At 70.2% G+C, this 16885-nt stretch carries 20 protein-coding genes and 1 pseudogene; 10 read left to right on the forward strand and 11 right to left on the reverse strand.

What is annotated here, in order from left to right:
* Positions 1-44 precede the first annotated feature (44 nt).
* From QSK25_RS27105 to QSK25_RS27115, 3 genes are read left to right on the forward strand one after another with little or no spacing between them, the layout of a single operon-like run.
* Positions 45-800, forward strand: coding sequence for a GntR family transcriptional regulator (locus QSK25_RS27105; protein WP_285642344.1), 756 nt, complete (start codon positions 45-47; stop codon positions 798-800).
* Positions 797-2098, forward strand: a complete 1302-nt coding sequence (locus QSK25_RS27110; protein WP_285642345.1) for a PTS transporter subunit EIIC — start codon at positions 797-799, stop codon at positions 2096-2098. Before QSK25_RS27105 ends, QSK25_RS27110 begins: the two co-directional genes overlap by 4 nt.
* A 38-nt stretch (positions 2099-2136) precedes the next feature.
* A complete protein-coding gene (locus tag QSK25_RS27115; RefSeq protein ID WP_285642411.1) occupies positions 2137-2403 on the forward strand; it encodes an HPr family phosphocarrier protein in 267 nt (88 codons plus the stop codon).
* A 198-nt stretch (positions 2404-2601) separates the two neighbouring features.
* On the opposite strand, the pseudogene QSK25_RS45455 reads toward QSK25_RS27115, so the two are convergent.
* Positions 2602-3138, reverse strand: a pseudogene (locus tag QSK25_RS45455) (phosphatase PAP2 family protein); the annotation flags it as partial.
* A gap of 57 nt (positions 3139-3195) precedes the next feature.
* Between QSK25_RS45455 and QSK25_RS27125 the strand changes: the two are divergent.
* From QSK25_RS27125 to QSK25_RS27135, 3 genes are read left to right on the forward strand one after another with little or no spacing between them, the layout of a single operon-like run.
* Entirely contained in the window at positions 3196-3870 is a 675-nt protein-coding gene (locus tag QSK25_RS27125; RefSeq protein ID WP_285642346.1) for a response regulator, read from the forward strand.
* A gap of 7 nt (positions 3871-3877) precedes the next feature.
* A complete protein-coding gene (locus tag QSK25_RS27130) occupies positions 3878-5224 on the forward strand; it encodes an ATP-binding protein (protein ID WP_285642347.1) in 1347 nt (448 codons plus the stop codon).
* Positions 5221-5610 carry a hypothetical protein gene (locus QSK25_RS27135; RefSeq protein ID WP_285642348.1) on the forward strand — a complete coding sequence of 130 codons (390 nt, stop codon included), beginning with the start codon at positions 5221-5223 and terminating at the stop codon, positions 5608-5610. The genes QSK25_RS27130 and QSK25_RS27135 overlap by 4 nt, the downstream gene beginning before the upstream one ends.
* On the opposite strand, the gene QSK25_RS27140 is transcribed toward QSK25_RS27135, so the two are convergent.
* From QSK25_RS27140 to QSK25_RS27170, 7 genes are all read right to left on the reverse strand, one after another.
* Positions 5607-6104, reverse strand: coding sequence for a DUF6985 domain-containing protein (locus QSK25_RS27140; protein WP_285642350.1), 498 nt, complete (start codon positions 6102-6104; stop codon positions 5607-5609). The two genes, QSK25_RS27135 and QSK25_RS27140, sit on opposite strands and share 4 nt — an antisense overlap.
* 245 nt (positions 6105-6349) lie before the next feature.
* The gene (locus QSK25_RS27145; RefSeq protein WP_285642351.1) at positions 6350-7174 is read right to left on the reverse strand and encodes a shikimate dehydrogenase; all 825 of its coding nucleotides are present in this window, start codon (positions 7172-7174) and stop codon (positions 6350-6352) included.
* Positions 7174-8409 carry an endolytic transglycosylase MltG gene (mltG, locus tag QSK25_RS27150; RefSeq protein WP_285642352.1) on the reverse strand — a complete coding sequence of 412 codons (1236 nt, stop codon included), beginning with the start codon at positions 8407-8409 and terminating at the stop codon, positions 7174-7176. The genes QSK25_RS27145 and mltG overlap by 1 nt, the downstream gene beginning before the upstream one ends.
* Positions 8406-8894 (reverse strand): Holliday junction resolvase RuvX, encoded by a 489-nt coding sequence (gene ruvX, locus QSK25_RS27155; protein WP_285642353.1) that lies wholly within the window; start codon positions 8892-8894, stop codon positions 8406-8408. Before ruvX ends, mltG begins: the two co-directional genes overlap by 4 nt.
* Positions 8881-11550: an alanine--tRNA ligase gene (alaS, locus tag QSK25_RS27160; protein ID WP_285642354.1), complete on the reverse strand. Its 2670-nt coding sequence runs from the start codon at positions 11548-11550 to the stop codon at positions 8881-8883. Before alaS ends, ruvX begins: the two co-directional genes overlap by 14 nt.
* 59 nt (positions 11551-11609) lie before the next feature.
* Positions 11610-11879 (reverse strand): hypothetical protein, encoded by a 270-nt coding sequence (locus tag QSK25_RS27165; protein ID WP_285642355.1) that lies wholly within the window; start codon positions 11877-11879, stop codon positions 11610-11612.
* On the reverse strand, positions 11876-12268 hold the full coding sequence (locus tag QSK25_RS27170) for a DUF948 domain-containing protein (protein ID WP_285642357.1): 393 nt from the start codon (positions 12266-12268) through the stop codon (positions 11876-11878). Before QSK25_RS27170 ends, QSK25_RS27165 begins: the two co-directional genes overlap by 4 nt.
* A 388-nt stretch (positions 12269-12656) precedes the next feature.
* Here QSK25_RS27170 and QSK25_RS27175 point away from each other — a divergent pair, with 388 nt between their 5' ends.
* A complete protein-coding gene (locus QSK25_RS27175) occupies positions 12657-13235 on the forward strand; it encodes a GNAT family N-acetyltransferase (protein ID WP_285642359.1) in 579 nt (192 codons plus the stop codon).
* Here QSK25_RS27175 and QSK25_RS27180 read toward each other — a convergent pair.
* On the reverse strand, positions 13232-13867 hold the full coding sequence (locus QSK25_RS27180; protein ID WP_285642361.1) for a maleylpyruvate isomerase N-terminal domain-containing protein: 636 nt from the start codon (positions 13865-13867) through the stop codon (positions 13232-13234). The genes QSK25_RS27175 and QSK25_RS27180 overlap by 4 nt on opposite strands.
* 86 nt (positions 13868-13953) lie before the next feature.
* Here QSK25_RS27180 and QSK25_RS27185 point away from each other — a divergent pair, with 86 nt between their 5' ends.
* The gene (locus tag QSK25_RS27185; protein WP_285642362.1) at positions 13954-14130 is read left to right on the forward strand and encodes a hypothetical protein; all 177 of its coding nucleotides are present in this window, start codon (positions 13954-13956) and stop codon (positions 14128-14130) included.
* Between the two features lie 34 nt (positions 14131-14164).
* Here the strand turns inward: QSK25_RS27185 and QSK25_RS27190 are convergent, their stop codons facing one another.
* Complete coding sequence (locus tag QSK25_RS27190; RefSeq protein ID WP_285642363.1) at positions 14165-14287, reverse strand: hypothetical protein; 123 nt, start codon at positions 14285-14287, stop codon at positions 14165-14167.
* Between the two features lie 105 nt (positions 14288-14392).
* Here QSK25_RS27190 and QSK25_RS27195 point away from each other — a divergent pair, with 105 nt between their 5' ends.
* Positions 14393-14836, forward strand: coding sequence for a GNAT family N-acetyltransferase (locus QSK25_RS27195; RefSeq protein ID WP_352236393.1), 444 nt, complete (start codon positions 14393-14395; stop codon positions 14834-14836).
* Here QSK25_RS27195 and QSK25_RS27200 read toward each other — a convergent pair.
* The gene (locus QSK25_RS27200) at positions 14823-16172 is read right to left on the reverse strand and encodes a replication-associated recombination protein A (RefSeq protein WP_285642366.1); all 1350 of its coding nucleotides are present in this window, start codon (positions 16170-16172) and stop codon (positions 14823-14825) included. The genes QSK25_RS27195 and QSK25_RS27200 overlap by 14 nt on opposite strands.
* Before the next feature lie 98 nt (positions 16173-16270).
* On the opposite strand from QSK25_RS27200, the gene QSK25_RS27205 reads away from it, so the two are divergent.
* Entirely contained in the window at positions 16271-16849 is a 579-nt protein-coding gene (locus QSK25_RS27205; RefSeq protein ID WP_285642368.1) for a uridine kinase family protein, read from the forward strand.
* Positions 16850-16885 lie beyond the last annotated feature (36 nt).

A 16885-nucleotide genomic window follows, 5' to 3' on the forward strand; every position in this document is an offset into this window, starting at 1 on the left:
AACTGGTCTAGACCGGAAAGTACCACTAGCGAGGAGGTGAGCGAGTGAACGAGATCGTGGAGGGGCCCAAGCCCAAGCACGCGCAGCTGCGCGAGATCCTGCGGCGGCTGGCCGAACAGGAGCTCGCTCCCGGCTCCCCGATCCCGTCGGAGCGCGACCTGGCCGAGCGGTACGGGGTCTCTCGCATCACCGTGCGGGCCGCGGTCGGCCAGCTGGTCGCCGACGGCCTGCTCACGCGGGCCAAGGGTCGCGGGACGTTCACCGCCAAGAGGCGCTACGACCTGCAGCTCTTCCTGGCCTCGTTCACCTCGGACATGAAGGCTCGCGGGGTCGAGCCGAGCACCGAGGTGATCAGCGCCGGCCAGGCGGCGCCGGGCTCCAAGGCGTCGCTGGGGCTGGAGCCGGACGAGTACGCGTACCGCGTCGTGCGGCTGCGCAAGGCCGACGGGGCACCGTTGGCGCTCGAGGCCGGCTGGTACAGCCCGCACATGCTTCCCGAGCTCGACCGTTGCGACCTGACCGGATCGCTCTACGAGATCATCGCGACCCGGTACGGAATCCAGCTCGACCACGCGCGGCAGACCGTGTGGGCCGAGACCGCCGACGCGGAGACCGCGAAGGCGCTCGACGTCCGCAAGGGCAGCCCGCTCCTCGTGTTCAGGAGGGTCGCCAGTGCCAACGGGCAGCCCTGCGAAGACGTGACTTCCTGGTACCGGGGCGATCTCTACCAGGTGACCATGCAACTGGACCGGACCGTCCCGGGTTCCGCTCCTCACTCCGCCAAGGGAGGTACCACATGAGCGCCAGCGCCCCAGAGGCGACAGGCGGTCGCGGGTTCAAGGGCCTGGCCGGTATGCAGCGGTTCGGCCGCAGCCTCATGCTGCCGATCGCCTCACTGCCCGCCGCCGCACTTCTCCTGCGTCTCGGCCAGCCCGACCTGCTCGGCAAGGACGGTCTGGGCTGGAACAAGGTCGCCGCCGTCATCGGTGGCGCGGGTGACGCCCTGTTCAGCAACCTGCCGCTGCTGTTCGCGGTGGGTGTGGCGATCGGCTTCGCCCGCAGGGGCGACGGTTCGACCGCGCTGTCGGCCGTGGTCGGTTTCGTGGTGACGCAGGCCGTCTTCAAGGCCATGTCGCCCATGGTCCTGCCGCTCGCCGAGGACCCGACCAAGCAGGAGCAGATCAACTACTCGGTGCTGACCGGCATCGTGGTGGGCCTGATCTCCGCCGTGCTGTGGCAGAAGTACCACCGCATCAAGCTGCCCCCGTACCTCGCGTTCTTCGGTGGCCGCCGCTTCGTGCCGATCATCGTCGCGGGTGTCATGATCCCGGTCGCCGTGGTCATGGGTCTCATCTACCCGTGGTTCGACAAGGGCCTGACCGCCGTCGGCGAGGCCGTCGCGGGCAGCACGATCGTCGGTGCCGGCATCTACGGCGTGATCAACCGCCTCCTGATCCCGCTGGGTCTGCACCACATCCCGAACACGTTCATGTGGCAGGTCTTCGGCGAGTACCAGGTCGACGGTGCCACCAAGACCGGTGACATCCCGCGCTTCTTCGCCGGTGACCCGACCGCGGGCACGTTCATGTCCGGCTTCTTCCCGATCTTCATGTTCGCGCTCCCCGCGGCCGCCCTGGCGATCATCCACACCGCCAAGCCGTCGCAGAAGAAGATCATCGCCGGCATCATGGGCTCCGCGGCCCTCACCTCGTTCATCACGGGTGTCACCGAGCCGCTCGAGTTCGCGTTCATGTTCGTCGCGTGGCCGCTGTACGTCATCCACGCGATCCTGACCGGTACGTCGCTCGCCATCACGAACGCCCTGGGCGTGCACGACGGTTTCGGCTTCTCGGCCGGTGTGATCGACTACCTGCTCAACTTCAACATCGCTACGCGGCCGCTGCTCATCATCCCGATCGGTCTCGTGTACGCGGCGATCTACTACTTCGTGTTCCGCTGGGTCATCACCAAGTGGAACCTGAAGACGCCGGGCCGCGAGGACGACGAGTCGCCGGAGGCCGACGAGAGCGTCGTGGGTGCCTCGGGTGCGGCCGACACGGCCGTGACCGAGAAGCCCGCCAGGCACGACAGGCAGTAGTCAGCTCAGCTCAACCAGCTCTACCGGGAGGAACCATCATGGCCGAGCGACGGGTCACCGTGGCCAGCAAGGTCGGACTGCACGCCCGGCCTGCCGCACTGCTGGCGAAGGCCGCCGCCGACCAACCGGTGACGGTCACCATCCGCAAGGACGGCGGCGAAGCCGTGGAAGCGGCGAGTGTCCTGGGACTCATGACCCTGGGCGCGATGCACGGTGACGAGGTGGTGCTCAGCGCCGAGGGGGACGGAGCGGACGCTGCTCTCGACGCCATCGCCGAACTGATCGCCACCGACCACGACGGGTGATCCCGGTCGTGAGTGGTCCTGCCCGCCCCGACGGACGGGACCACTCACGGCCCACCCGAAGTGCAGCACCACACCCGCGGTCACGACGCCGGCGAGAGTCGACGGCGTGGCCTGCGGGTAGCTCACCATCAGCCACACCCCGCCGGCCGCCAGCGCGGGCGGCACGACCAGTCCCGCGGTCCACCTGCGCAGCAGCAGGAACGCGAAGGTCGAGACCAGCAGCGCCGCGCCGAGCGTGTCGCTGAACCGGTGCCAGCCGAGCGACACCGTCTCCGCCGCCACCGCTCCCGCGCCGATCGCCCCGGGCACCGCCACGAACAGCGCGAACCGGCGCGGCACGGCCATCGTCACCGCGATCACCGACGCCACCGCGGCCGTCGTGTGTCCACTCGGGAAGCTGTTGTGCACCAGCACCGCCTCGTCGTCCATCGGCGGCCGCACCAGCACGTGCAGCTTCAGCACCTGCGCCCCCAGCACCGAACCGCCGAGCAGCAGCAACGGCATGAGCGACTTCTTGCGCGCGAACACGATGACGAGCACGGCGGCGACGACGATCGCCATGTCCACGTCGGACGCCCACGAGCGTTGCAACGACAACTCGGGCAACGCGGCGTTCTCCGCCTTCTGCCCGAACGACGTCCACACCAGCGCGAAGTATGTGAAGAGGAATCCCACCAAGCTTCCGGCCATGCGTTCGAGATTCCGCGAGCCGGTCCATGAGAACGTCCACACCATGTCATGGTTCCGCTACAGAACGGGCGACCCCGCGTTCTCCCGCCGATAATGGATCTCGTGGCGATGGTCTTGCTGGTGGAGGACGACCCCTCGGTGCGTGAAGGACTCGGACTGGCGTTGCGCCGGCAGGGGCACGAGGTCCGCGCGGCGCCGACAGGTGAGGAAGGCGTCGAGCGACTGCGCGAGTCCCGCCCCGACATCGTGGTCCTCGACATCATGCTGCCGGGCATCGACGGCTTCGAGACGTGCCGCCGGATGCGGTCGCACGCCGAGGTGCCGATCATCATGCTGACCGCTCGCGGCGACGACTTCGACGTGGTGGCGGGCCTGGAGGCGGGTGCGGACGACTACGTGGTCAAGCCCGTCGAACCGCGCGTGCTGGAGGCCCGCATCCGGGCGGTGCTGCGGCGGACGGTCTCCGAGCCGTCGTCGGTCGAACGGCACGGGTCGCTGCTGATCGATCGGGCAGGACTTCAGGTGCTCAAGAACGACGTGAAGGTCGCGCTGACCCCGACCGAGCTGAAGCTGCTGCTCGAACTGTCCCGCACCCCCGGCCGCGTGCTGACCCGCCAGCAGATCCTCGAAGCGGTGTGGGAGCACGACTACCTGGGCGACTCGCGGCTGGTCGACGCGTGCGTGCAGCGGTTGCGCGCGAAGATCGAGGACGTGCCCGGCGAACCGGGGTACGTGCACACCGTGCGCGGCTTCGGTTACCGCTTCGGCCCGCGATGAGCGTGCGATGAGGTCGTTGCTGCGCGGCCTGCGCCCGCGGCTGATGGCGGCGTTCCTGCTGCTGACGGTCCTGGGCGCGGTCGGCGCGGCGGGCGCCTCCTACGCGACGGCCCGCACGTTGCTGCTGGAGGACGCGCAGGACAGCTTCATGAACCCGCTGGTGCAGAACGTCCGCGAGTACGCGCAGCGGCTGACCGTGCCTCCGTCGCAGCGGGACCTGGACGACTTCGCGGCGTTCCTGCGCGGGTCGTCGGTCGTGACGTTCGAGGGGATGCGGTCGGGCAACGGGCCCGATCCGTCGTTCGTCCCCGCCGAGATGCGCGAGATGCTCGAGTCCAGCAGGACGATCCTCTGGCAGCGGCGCACCGACATGATCAACCCGTACGTCGTGGTCGGCATCCCGTTGCTGCGCGCCGACGGCACGCCCACCGGCGTCGAGGTGTGGGCGGTCACCGAGCTGACCGCCACGCAGACCGCCATCAACAGCTTCTCGACCGCCGCGTGGGTCGGCGTGAGCCTCGTGGTGCCCCTGGCGCTGGGTCTCGCGCTGTTCACCGCGCGGGGCGTGCTGCGGCCGGTCCGCAGGCTCGGCGCCGCCGCCCGCGCCCTCGGTTCCGGCCGCCTGGACACCCGTGTGGACGTGCGGGGGTCGGACGAGCTCGCGGACCTCGCCCGCACGTTCAACGCCGCCGCGGAGCAGCTGGAGGCCTCGCAGGCCGCCTCCCGCCGGTTCGTGGCGGACGTGTCGCACGAACTCCGCACCCCGCTGACGGCCATGAACGCCGTGACCGGGGTGCTGGACGAGGACGCCGGCACGCTGCCGCCGGACACCGCCGTGGCGGCCCGCCTGGTCTCCGCCGAGACCCGCAAGCTCACCCGCCTGGTCAACGACCTGATGGAGATCTCCCGCTTCGACGAGGGCCGCAACCTCCTCGAACTGGACGACTGGGACCTCGGCACCGCCGTCCGCGACACCCTGGCCGCGCGCGGCTGGACCGGCTCGGTCGAGGCGTCGCTGCCCGAGGGCGTGGTGGTGCGGGTGGACCGCCGCCGGCTCGACGTCATCGTGGCGAACCTCGTCGGCAACGCGCTGAAGCACGGCGGCGTGCCGGTGCGGGTGACCGTGCGGCCCGGTGTCGTCGAGGTGGCCGACCACGGCCCCGGCATCCCCGCCGACGCCCTCCCCCACATCTTCGACCGCTTCTACAAGGCAGACACGGCCCGCTCCCGTTCCGAGGGCAGCGGGCTGGGATTGGCGATCGCATGGGAGAACGCACGCCTGCACGGCGGCTCCATCGAGGCGGCCAACGCCCCCGGTGGCGGAGCGGTCTTCCGATTGCGCTTGCCCTCGTGACGCTCACGTCGTGCGGCATCCGCCCGACCCCCGTGCTGACCGGCGGCGACGGGCCGACGGTCTCGTCGCACACGTTGACGATCTACCTGGTGAAGCCGGAAGGGGACGGCCTGGTGCGCCGGACCCGTTCCTACACGGGCAAGGTCGACATCACGACCTCGATGAACCTGCTGCTGGCGGGCCCCGACGAGGAGGAGAAGAAGCTCGGCCTGCTGAGCGAAGTGCCGGTGACGGACGAGAAGGCGCAGATCGTGCTCGGCCGGATCGCGTTGCCGCCGGGCGTGCAGCCGACGTCCAAGTGGGCGATCCTCCAGATCGAGTGCACCGCCCTGGCGGCCCGCGCGAGGGTCGAGGGCGTGGAGTTCACCGACGAGAACTGCCCCTAGAAGCGTTCGTACAGCACGTCTTCGTCGTTGGTGAGGTGGCCGTCGTACGGGCCGACCTTGGTGATCCCGACGCCTTCGCGGAACACCACCTGCAGGCCGTGCTCGACCTCCCACGCGCACTCGGCCTCGACCGACACGAACACCGGCTCACCCTCGCCGCCCCGGCTCACCGTCACCTCGTGGCCGACGAGCGTGACGTGGTCCCAGACCTGGTCCGGCCCGGCGATGCGCGGGAAGTCGTCCAGCCCGTCACCGAAGACCTCGCCCATGTGCCGGTAGTAGTCGAAGACCGCGGCCGAGGCCGCCTCCAGGGCCCGGTGGTCGAGGGCCAGGAAAGCCCTGACGGCGGCGTGGAACTCGTGCGGCGCCGGGTCGTCCTGGTAACCGTCTACGTGGAAGCGCAGGGAGCCGCCCAGCACGGGGACGTGGACGGGTGCGCTGACCAGACCGTCGTAGTCGTCTTCGGTCAGGGTGCCGAGCCCGGGGAACTCCATGCGGGCATCGTAGGAAAGTGGAGGGGCGCACCGGCGGCCGTGGTGCCGAAGCCGGTAGGCCCACGCGCCCGAGCGGAGCCCTCGGCCGGCACACCCGTGCGCCCCACCCGCCGGTTCTCCCGCAGAACACCGGCATGCGATGACCGCGGGCGAGTGGCACATCGTCCGCGGTCAAACGAGTCACGCGCAGACAACCACAGGACTGGCGCGTGCCGGTATCGAACGGCGCGGGATCAGGCCGAAAGTTACGACCGGGCGGCCAGTGCGGCGGCCAGCGCACGCCGCATCACGTCCTGCGGCGCGGGCTTGCCGGTGAACTGCTCCACCTGCCCGAAAGCCTGGTGCAGCAACATGTCCAGGCCCGTCGCGAGCCTCGCGCCGGACTCCTGCACGGCCGCGGCGACCGGGGTCGGCCACGGGTGGTAGATCACGTCCAGCACGTACGGCGCGCGGGCCAGCGCGGCGGCCAGCGGGACGGTGGCCTCGGCGGGCACGGTGGACACCACGACGTCCGCCGCGCCGCACAGCAGCGGGAGGTCCACTGAGGACAGTTCGAGCACCTCGACCTCGACGCCGACGCGGGACGCGGTCTCCAGGGCCTCGCCCGCGCGCGAAGGATCGCGCACCACCAGGGAAACCGTCTTGACGCCCAGGTCCGCGAGGCCGGCCAGCGCGGCGGTGGCCGTGCCGCCCGCACCGAGCACCACGCCGTTCGTGCCCTCGGAGAAACCCTTCTCCCGCAAGGCACCCACGACGCCGTCGACGTCGGTGCAGTCGGCGTGCCACTCGGAACCGTTGCGCACCAGCGTGTTCGCCGCGCCCACGGCCGAGGCGCGCGGGGTCACGACGGACGCGAACGCCAGCGCGGCCCGTTTCGTGGGCATGGTGCAGGACAGGCCGACCCACTCCGGGCCCAGCCCGGACACCAGGTCGGGCACGTCCGCCTCGGCGCACTCCAGGCGGGTGTAGTCCCAGTCGAGGCCCAGTGCGGCGTACGCGGCGTTGTGCAGGACGGGTGAGAGCGAGTGCTCGATCGGCTTGCCGATCACCGCCGCCTTCCGCAGCACCACTAGTAGACGCCCTCCTGCCGTGCCTTCTCGTCCTTGGCCTGGTGCTCCGGGTAGGTGTTCGAGAAGCACGAAGTGCCGTTCTTGTTGCACTTCACGAAGTACATGATCTTGTTGCCCGCGTCGCCGCCGTCGGGCTTGATCGCGGCCGCGACGGCCTGCTGCGAGGGCGAGCCGATGGGGGTCGGCGTCAGGCCCTTGCGGTTGTAGGTGTTGTACGGCTGGTCCGCGTTGCGGTCCGCGTCGGACGTGCGGATGTGCGGCTGGTTGTTGCGGTAGTTGATGGTCGAGTCGAACTGCAGCTCCATGTTCTCGGCCATCCGGTTGTAGATGACCTGCGAGACCTTGCTGAAGTCCGCCTCGATCGCTTCCTTCTCGATCAGCGAGGCGATGATGAGCACCTCGTACGGCCGGAAGCCGGTGTTCATGGTGCCGCCGGGGATGCCGGCGCCCTGGAGCTTCTGGGCCGAGGAGACGATGACGCTGCGCAGCAGCTCGACCGCGCTCACTCCCGGCTTGACCTGGTACACGCCGCGCATGATCAGGCCTTCGAGGCGGAACTGCGGTTCGGCGGCCTTCACGTCGGCGAGCGCCCAGTCCGGCACGCCCAGGGCGACCGGGTCGGTCTGCTCGGCGGCGGCCTTGATCTCGTCGGCGGTCAGGCAGACCTTCTGGCCGTCCTTCTCCGTGCAGCTCGCGGCGGCGAGCTTGGAGTAGATGCCCGCGACGGTCTGGCCGTTGGCCTGGATGTCGGTGAGCTTGAGGCCGCCGATGATCTGCACGGCCGGCACGCGGGTCTTCGGGTCGATCATCTTGGCCACGGCGCTCTGGCCCGACATCTTCGTCTTCATCAGGTAGAAGCCGGGCTGGATCGACGTCACGCGGGCGTCGGTCTTGCTGGCCTCGATGAAAGCGCGCGCGGAGGCGGTGACGCCGTTCTCGTACAGCGTCGACGCGATCTTGCTGACCACGTCGCCGTCACCGACCTCGACGATCGTGTCGGCCTCACCGGTGCCCGCGAAGTCCTCGAACGACCCGATGCCGCGCAGTTCCCGGTAGCCGTAGTACGCACCACCCATGCCGACGGCGAGCACCATCGCGACGACCAGCCACAGGACCGTCTTCTTGCGCTTCTTGGCCTTGGCGCGCGCGTTGTCCCGCTCGCGGTCGCGCTTTCTGACCGGCCTTCGCTCGTCCACGTCGGGGTCGGTGAACAACCCGAGATCGTCGCCGCTCACGCCTCGTCCTTTCGGGCGGACACCGAACGTGCCCGTGCGTCCAGCCAAGATTGCAGGATCTCGACAGCAGCGGCCTGGTCGACCACGGCTCGCTGTTTCTTGCCCTTCACACCGCGCTGTGCCAGCACCCGGCTCACCACGACCGTCGTCAGGCGTTCGTCGGAGAGCCGCACCGGCACCGGGGCGATGCGCCCGGCCAAGGCGGCAGCGTACGCCGTCGCCGCCTCGGCTGCGGGGCCGTGCCTTCCTGCCAGCGTCTTCGGCAGACCGACCACGACCTCGACCACGTCATGTTCGGCGACGAGGCGTACGAGTTCCGTGAGGTCCGCGCCGCCCTTCTCGTCGCGTTTCAGGGTGACGAGCGGGGTGGCGAGGAACGGACTCGGATCGCTCAGGGAAACCCCCACGCGAACCGATCCGACGTCGACGCCGAGCCTCCGACCGAGGCCCGGATCGTCGACACCAGGAACATCAGCGCTGCTCAAGCACCTTGTCCAGTTCGTTGGTCAGGGCCGTGATGGCCTCGGTGACACCGGCCGGGTTGGTGCCGCCACCCTGGGCCAGGTCCGGCTTGCCGCCACCGCGGGCGGCGATGGCCGGGCCGAACACCGGGACGAGCTTGCCGGCGGCGAGGCCCAGGTCGCGGGCGGCGGCCGTGGTGGCCACCACGAAGCTGACCTTGTCGCCGTCGATCGAGAACAGGGCCACCACACCGGGCTTGGCGCCCAGGCGGTTGCGGACCTCGCCACCGAGGGTGCGCAGGTCGTTGCCCGACACGCCCTCGAGACCCAGGGCCACCAGCGACAGGCCGCGGATGTCCAGGGCCTTGTCGGCCAGGGCGCCGGCGTTGCCGAGCAACTCGGCGGCGCGGACCTTCTCCAGCTCCTTCTCGGCGACCTTCAGGCGCTCGACCAGCGACTCGATCCGCTCCGGCAGGCCCTCGGAACCGACCTTGAGCATGTCCGAGAGGTTCTGCACGATGGCGCGTTCCTTGGCCAGGAACCGCATGGCCTCGATGCCGACGTAGGCCTCCAGGCGGCGCACACCGGAACCCACGGACGACTCGCCGAGCAGCGTGATGGCGCCGATCTGCGAAGAGTGCTCGACGTGCGTGCCACCGCAGAGCTCGCGGGACCACTCGCCACCGATCTCGATGACGCGGACGGTCTCGTCGTAGGTCTCGCCGAACAGGGCGACGGCGCCCAGCTCCTGGGCACCGGCCATGTCGGTGTAGACGACGCTGACCGGCAGGTCGCGGCGCACGGCGAGGTTCGAGACCTCCTCGATCTCGCTGCGGGCCTCGGCGGACAGGCCACCGGTCCAGGCGAAGTCGAGCCGCAGGTAGCCGGGCTTGTTGTACGAACCGCTCTGCAGGGCCGACGGGCCGAGCACGTGGCGCAGGGCGGCGTGCACGACGTGCGTGCCCGAGTGGCCCTGGCGGGCACCGGTGCGCCACTCCGGGTCGACGCGGGCCTCGACGTGCTCGCCCTCGCTGATCTCGCCGGAGGTGACGCGGACCTGGTGCACCCACAGCTTGCGGGCGACCTTCTGCACGTCGAGCACTTCCAGCTCGGCGTTGGCCGTGACGATGGTGCCGGCGTCGGACTCCTGGCCGCCGGACTCGGCGTAGAGCGGCGTGCGGTCGAGGACGACCTCGACGATGTCGCCTTCCTTGGCGCTCTTGACCCGCTGGCCGTTCAGCACGATGCCGCGCAGCGTGGCCTCGGAGCTCAGCTCGGTGTAGCCGGTGAACTCGGTCGGGCCCTGCTCCAGCAGCTCGCGGTAGACCGACTGGTCGCCGTGACCGGTCTTCTTGCCGGCGGCGTCGGCCTTGGCGCGGGCGCGCTGCTCGGCCATCAGCTTGCGGAACCCGTCCTCGTCCACGGACAGGCCGGCCTCGGAGGCCATCTCCAGCGTCAGGTCGATCGGGAAGCCGTAGGTGTCGTGCAGCTGGAAGGCCTTGTCACCGGGCAGCGTGGCGCGGCCGTCGGACTTCACCTCGGCGGCGGCACCCTCGAAGATCCGCGAACCGGCGTCGAGCGTGCGCAGGAACGTGTCCTCCTCGGCCTTGAGCACCTGCTGGATCCGGGCGAACCCGGTGACCAGCTCGGGGTAGGCCTCACCCATCGAGTCGCGGACGACCTCGGCGAACGTCTGCAGCACCGGCTCGGTCACGCCGAGCAGGCGGCTGCTGCGGATGATGCGGCGCAGCAGGCGGCGCAGCACGTAGCCGCGGGCCTCGTTGCCGGGCGTGACGCCGTCGCCGACCAGCAGCACACCGCTGCGGGCGTGGTCGGCGATGACGCGGAAGCGGACGTCGTCGGTCTCGTTGGCGCCGTACTTGCGGCCGGAGAGCTCCTCGGCCTTGTTGATGACGGCGCGGACCAGGTCGGTCTCGTAGACGTTGTCGACACCCTGCAGCAGGTAGGCGACGCGCTCGACGCCCATGCCGGTGTCGATGTTCTTCGACGGCAGCTCACCGATGACCGGGTAGTCCTTCTTGGCACCACCCTCGCCGCGGATGTTCTGCATGAAGACGAGGTTCCAGATCTCCAGGTACCTGTCCTCGTCGACGACCGGGCCGCCCTCCTTGCCGTAGGCGGGGCCGCGGTCGTAGTAGATCTCCGAGCACGGGCCGCACGGGCCCGGGACGCCCATGGACCAGAAGTTGTCCTCGATGCCGCGGCGCTGGATGCGCTCCAGCGGCATGCCGGCGACCTTCTGCCACAGCTCGATGGCCTCGTCGTCGGTCTCGTAGACGGTGACCCAGATGCGCTCCGGGTCGAAGCCGTAGCCGCCCTCGTCCTGGGACTTGGTGATCAGCTCCCAGGCGAGCCGGATGGCGTCTTCCTTGAAGTAGTCGCCGAGCGAGAAGTTGCCGGCCATCTGGAAGAACGTCAGGTGGCGCGTGGTCTTGCCGACCTCGTCGATGTCGGGCGTGCGCACGCACTTCTGGATGCTCGTCATCCGCGGGGCGGGCGGCGGGGCCTCGCCGAGGAAGTACGGCTTGAACGGCACCATGCCGGCGTTGACGAACAGCAGGTTCGGGTCGTCGAGCAGCAGCGAGGCGCTGGGGACGTACTTGTGGCCGGCGTTCTCGAAGTGCTCGCGGAAGCGCTTGATGATCTCGTGGGTCTGCACGGGAAGTTCCTTGCTCGTTGCTGGGGAAGGTCAGGGCACGGCTGTCTGGCGAACGGTGACTAGTGCTTCCCGTTCGCCCTGGGCGCTCGACGCCCCGGCGTGAATCCCGTCTGACGTTCCACGGTGTCCTGCAACTCCTGTTCCCGTTCGGCCATTCCCGCGCGCACCTCGGCCCCGAAGGAACCGAGGGCGCCGGCGAGTTCCCGCAGGCCTTCGCCCACGTTGGCGCCGATGCCGGCAGGGGTCGCCTGCTTTGTCACCTCGGCGGCCTTCTTCGCGACGAAGAGACCGGCCGCGGCGCCCAGCCCGAACCAGAAGAGGCGGCTCACTTCGCACCTCGCCTGGGACGGCGCTTGGCGTGCTTGTTGGGCTGCTCGGCAGCCGTGCGGCGCGCCTTGACGGCCTTGCTCACGCCGTAGGACAGCGCGGCGGCCTTGACCAGCGGACCGCCGAGCGTGGCGGTGAACAGGCTGGTGAGCGCCGAGACGTTGCCCGTGACGGCGCGCGCGTTGGCGGTGATGCCGTCGACGCGTTCGAGCTGCGTGTTGACGTGCGTCAGCGTCGTGTTGGCCTCGGTGAACAACGGGTCCGTGTTCTCCTGCGCCTTCCGCATCGCTTTGGTCGCCTCGTCGAAGAACCGCGCCGCCTTGATCCCCACGAACAGCACCACGAGCGCGAGCAAAACGGCTGCACCGGCGGCGAGCCACCCTGGCGACACAGATCCTCCTGGTGAACAGGCGTGCGGGCTTGGTTGCGGGTGAGATTACCGGGTGGGTCCGACACCCACATGGGGGGCATCATTTGTTGATCTTCAACAACCCGCGGAACCGCCTCACCGGCGGGCGTGGCCTGCACGCCCTCGCCGTTTCCGATCGGGACGACCGAGGGCACTTCGGGGCGTACGACCGCGTCGATCACGCTCTCGCCGTCCGCGATCGCCACCGGTCTCGCTTCACGCCGGTCCATCGCATTCACGAGAACGTATCGGGACAGCTCATTGACGCCGGTTGTCACAGCCTGTGAAATACCCGTCACACAGGGCTTGACACCCGGCCCTGCACCGCGTGGAGTTAGGCAACCCTAAGTTCGACCGTGCAGGAGGCCCCGTGAACCCGGTGACGCACCTGGACTCCTACCGGCCCCAGGTCACCGCCGGGCCTCCCCCGGTGCCCGTGCTGCGGATGCCCTGGGGTGCGCGCCCGGCCCGTCCGGACGGCTACGACCTGCACCTGGTCCACCGCTGGAACTCGGCGCCGCACGTGGCGGCGTTCCGGCGCCAGGCCTTCCCGCTGGCGCTGTGGGAGCAGACCCTGCGGGCGCAGCTCGCGGGCGACGACGTGCGGCCGTTGCTGATCAGCTGGCACGGCCGCCCCGTCATCTTCGCCGAGGTCTACCGCGCGGCCCGGCACCCGGTGGCGTCCGGCTACCAGGCGCGGCCGCACGACATCGGCCTGAACGTCGCGGTCGGCGATCTCTCGATGACCGACCGCGGCCTCGTGCGCTCCCTGCTCCCCCGCCTCACCGACGCGTTGTTCGAGGCCGATCCGCACTGCACGCGCGTCGTGCTGGAACCGGACGTGACCAACACGCGCGCCATCAGGTCGTTCGAAGCGGGCGGCTTCACGGCGCTGGACGAGGTCGTGCTGCCGGGCAAGGTCGCACTGCTGATGGTGCGCCGTCGTTAGAACGCGGTGATGTCCTGCGGTGCGCGTTCCTTGCGGCTGAGCGCGCGCACCACGTCGATCGCCTTGTGCTTGTCGAGCGCCATGCGGGTCAGCAGGTCGATGACTGTCTCGTTGACCTCGCGCGGGAACTCGGGCGTGTCGACGCCGACGCTCACCGCGAGGTCGTCGCTGTGCACGACGAACTCCATCAGGCGGCTGACGAGGTACTCGTCCAGCGGCACCGCCCACGGCCCCCAGTGCGGCATCCGCACGCCGCGGTTCTCGCTGTGCGGCAACAGTTCTTCGAGGGTTTCGAGCGTGCTTTCGAACCGCGCGCACAGGTCTGCCTGGCCCTCCGCCGCGAGCTTCTCGCCGCCCGCGCGGATGCGGGTGTGGAAGTCGGAGTCGACGTCCAGGTCCGTCCACTTGGCGCGCGCGTAGTGCTCCATCAGCGACACGACCGGCTCGTCGCCCTGGGGCGCCTCGATCATGCCCGGCAGCGGCAACGCCTGGTACGCAAGGTGTCCAGCCAGTCCGCTGACCCCGAACTCCGGCAGCGCACTCGGCTCGTTCCAGTGCTTCGCGACCTGCTCGTGGCGCAGCAGGTCCAGGGCGATGCGGGCGCTGGCGAGGAAGTCTTCTCTGATCGTCACCTCGTCGAACCTAGTCGCGGCCGATGTCGTCCCGCTGACGCTGCACGTGCGCGACGATCTCCTCGGGCGAGGAGCAGGGCTTCGGCATGTGTTTGCGGCTCAACAACCACTGCATCACGCCCATCGGGCCGTTCGCGCTCACGTCGACCTGGCAGACGTACCAGGCATTGAAGTCGCCGGTCAGCGCGACCGGGTGCTGCCGCTCGCACCGCGAACTGCTGCCGTTGTCGCCGAAGTCCTCGTCATCGTCGCGGCTCGTGTGATCACCCGACGCGACCGGACTCCACTCCGAACGGATCAGCGCTCCCCGGCCGCGACCACCTCGATCTCCACCAGCCAGTCGCTGACCAGCGTCGTCGCGACGACCGCCGTCGTCGTCATCGCGCGGCCACCCTCGCCGCCGCGTTGGCCTCGGCGCACCCGAGGCCGGTGCCGGGGCCCCTGGTGCCGGAGACGTCGGTCGGGTTGTGCGGCACGAGTTCCCTGTGCCGATCATGGGTGATGGCCGCAACTGAAAATCCGGTCGTGCGGGACGCACGGCCTGAGGACATCGCGGGGATCTGCCGGTTCGGTGAGGAGCACGTCGAACGGCACTACGCCCCGCTGATCGGCGACGAGGCCGCCGCCGCCCAGGTGACCCGGTGGTGGAACGAGGAGCAGATCACCAGCGCTGTCCACGGAAACCTGGTGGTGGTCGCCGCGGCGGAAGGCCGGATCGTCGGGGTCGGGCAGCGCGGGCGGCGGGGCGACGACCACGTCATCTACAAGCTGTACGTCGACCCCGCCCTGCGTGGCGGCGGCATCGGGCCGCGACTGATCGGCGCGCTCGTGGCGCACGTCGACGCGGACGAGGTCTTCGTCGAGCACTTCGCCGAGAACGAACGGGCGGGCGCGTTCTACGAGCGGGAGGGGTTCGTGGTGCGCGGGGTCGAGGACGGCGTCGTGTGGCGGTCGTTCACTCGCCCCTGATGACGCGGCGCAGGCGGGGCAGGCGTTCCGCCACGGCCCGTTCGGCACCGCGGGAGGTCGGTTCGTAGTAGTCGCGGCCCACCAGGTCGTCCGGCGCGTACTGCTGCGTCAGCACGCCCTCGGGCACGTCGTGCGGGTAGCGGTAGCCCTGGGCGTTGCCGAGCTTGGCCGCGCCCGCGTAGTGACCGTCGCGCAGGTGCGGCGGCACGGAACCGATGGCGCCCTTGCGGACGTCCTCGATGGCGCCGTAGATCGCGGTGGTGACGGCGTTGGACTTCGGCGCGGTGGCCAGGTGGATGGTGGCCTGGGCCAGGTTCAGCGCGCACTCGGGCAGGCCGATCAGCTGCACGGCCTGGGCGGCGGCGACGCAGGTCTGCAGGGCGGTGGGGTCGGCCATGCCGACGTCCTCGCTGGCGTGGATCACCAGGCGCCGGGCGATGAAGCGCGGGTCCTCGCCCGCCTCGATCATGCGCGCCAGGTAGTGCAGGGCCGCGTCGACGTCGGAGCCGCGGATGGACTTGATGAACGCCGACGTCACGTCGTAGTGCTGGTCGCCGTCGCGGTCGTAGCGCACGGCAGCCTTGTCCACCGTGGACTCCAGCAGCGGCAGCGTGATCACGCCGTCGTTCGAGGCGAGCGCCGAGTCGGCGGCGGCCTCCAGGGCGGTGAGCGAGCGGCGCGCGTCGCCGCCGGCCAGGCGGATCAGGTGGTCCTCGGCGGCGGGCTCCAGCGTCACGGAACCGCCCAGGCCGCGTTCGTCGGACACGGCCCGCTGGATCACGGAGCGCACGCCGTCGTCGGTCAACGACTTGAGCTGCAACACCAGCGACCGGGACAGCAGCGGGGACACGACCGAGAAGAACGGGTTCTCCGTGGTGGCCGCGACCAGCAGCACGATCCGGTCCTCGACCGCGCCCAGCAACGCGTCCTGCTGGGTCTTGGAGAAGCGGTGCACCTCGTCGATGAACAGCACGGTCGACTCGCCGGAGCGGACCAGGCGGCGCCGGGCCTCGTCGATGACCGCCCGCACCTCCTTCACTCCCGCCGACAGCGCCGACAGCGCCACGAACCGGCGTCCGGTCGCCTTCGAGACGAGGGTCGCCAGGGTCGTCTTGCCGGTGCCGGGAGGGCCGTAGAGCATCACGGACGCCGGGGTGGCGCCCTCGACCAGGCGGCGCAGCGGCGCGCCCGGCCCGAGCAGGTGGTCCTGACCGACGACCTCGTCCAGCGTGGCCGGACGCATCCGCACGGCCAGCGGGGCGTTGGCCGCGATGCGCTCGGCCTTCTCCTCGTCGGTCGCGCCGAAGAGGCCCTCGTCGAACAGACCTTCGCTCATGCGTTCGAGCCTAGCCTCCGCCTCCGCGGCTCTCGACCGGGCTCACGGCGGACGACCTCGCCGGGCAGGGGCCGGGTCGTGTGCGAGGATCGCGTTCCGTGCCCATCCCTCGTGCCGTGCTGCTCGCCGGACCCTCCGGCTCAGGCAAGTCGACACTCGCCGCCCACCTCGGCTGGCCGGTGCTGCGCCTCGACGACTTCTACCGCGACGGCGACGACCCGCTGCTGCCCCGCGACGAGCACGGCAGGGCCGACTGGGACGCCGAGGACTCGTGGAACGCCGACAAGGCGTTGCGGGCCGTGATCGAACTCTCGAACACCGGACGGGTCGAGGCGCCCGTCTACTCGATCAGCGAGGACCGCGCGGTCGGCACGCAGACGATCGAGCTCGGCGACGCGCCCGCGTTCATCGCGGAGGGCCTGTTCGCGGACCTGCTGGTCCAGGGCGCGAAGGACGCGGGCGTGCTCAGGGACGCCATCGTGCTCGCGCCCAGTCCGCCCGTCACGTTCGTGCGGCGCTTCGCCCGGGACGTGGCCGAGGCGCGCAAGCCGGTGCCGACGCTGGTCAGGCGCGGGCTGAGGCTGATGCGGGAGCAGCCGCAGGTCGTCAGGAGGTGCGTCAGCGCGGGGATGCGACGCACGACACCGTCGAGGGCGAGGACCGAGCTCGTTTCGTGATCGGGTTGACCGGTACCGGTGGGGCTGATCTGGCAG

The sequence above is a fragment of the Lentzea sp. NBRC 102530 genome, from assembly GCF_030269365.1.
Classification (GTDB): domain Bacteria; phylum Actinomycetota; class Actinomycetes; order Mycobacteriales; family Pseudonocardiaceae; genus Lentzea.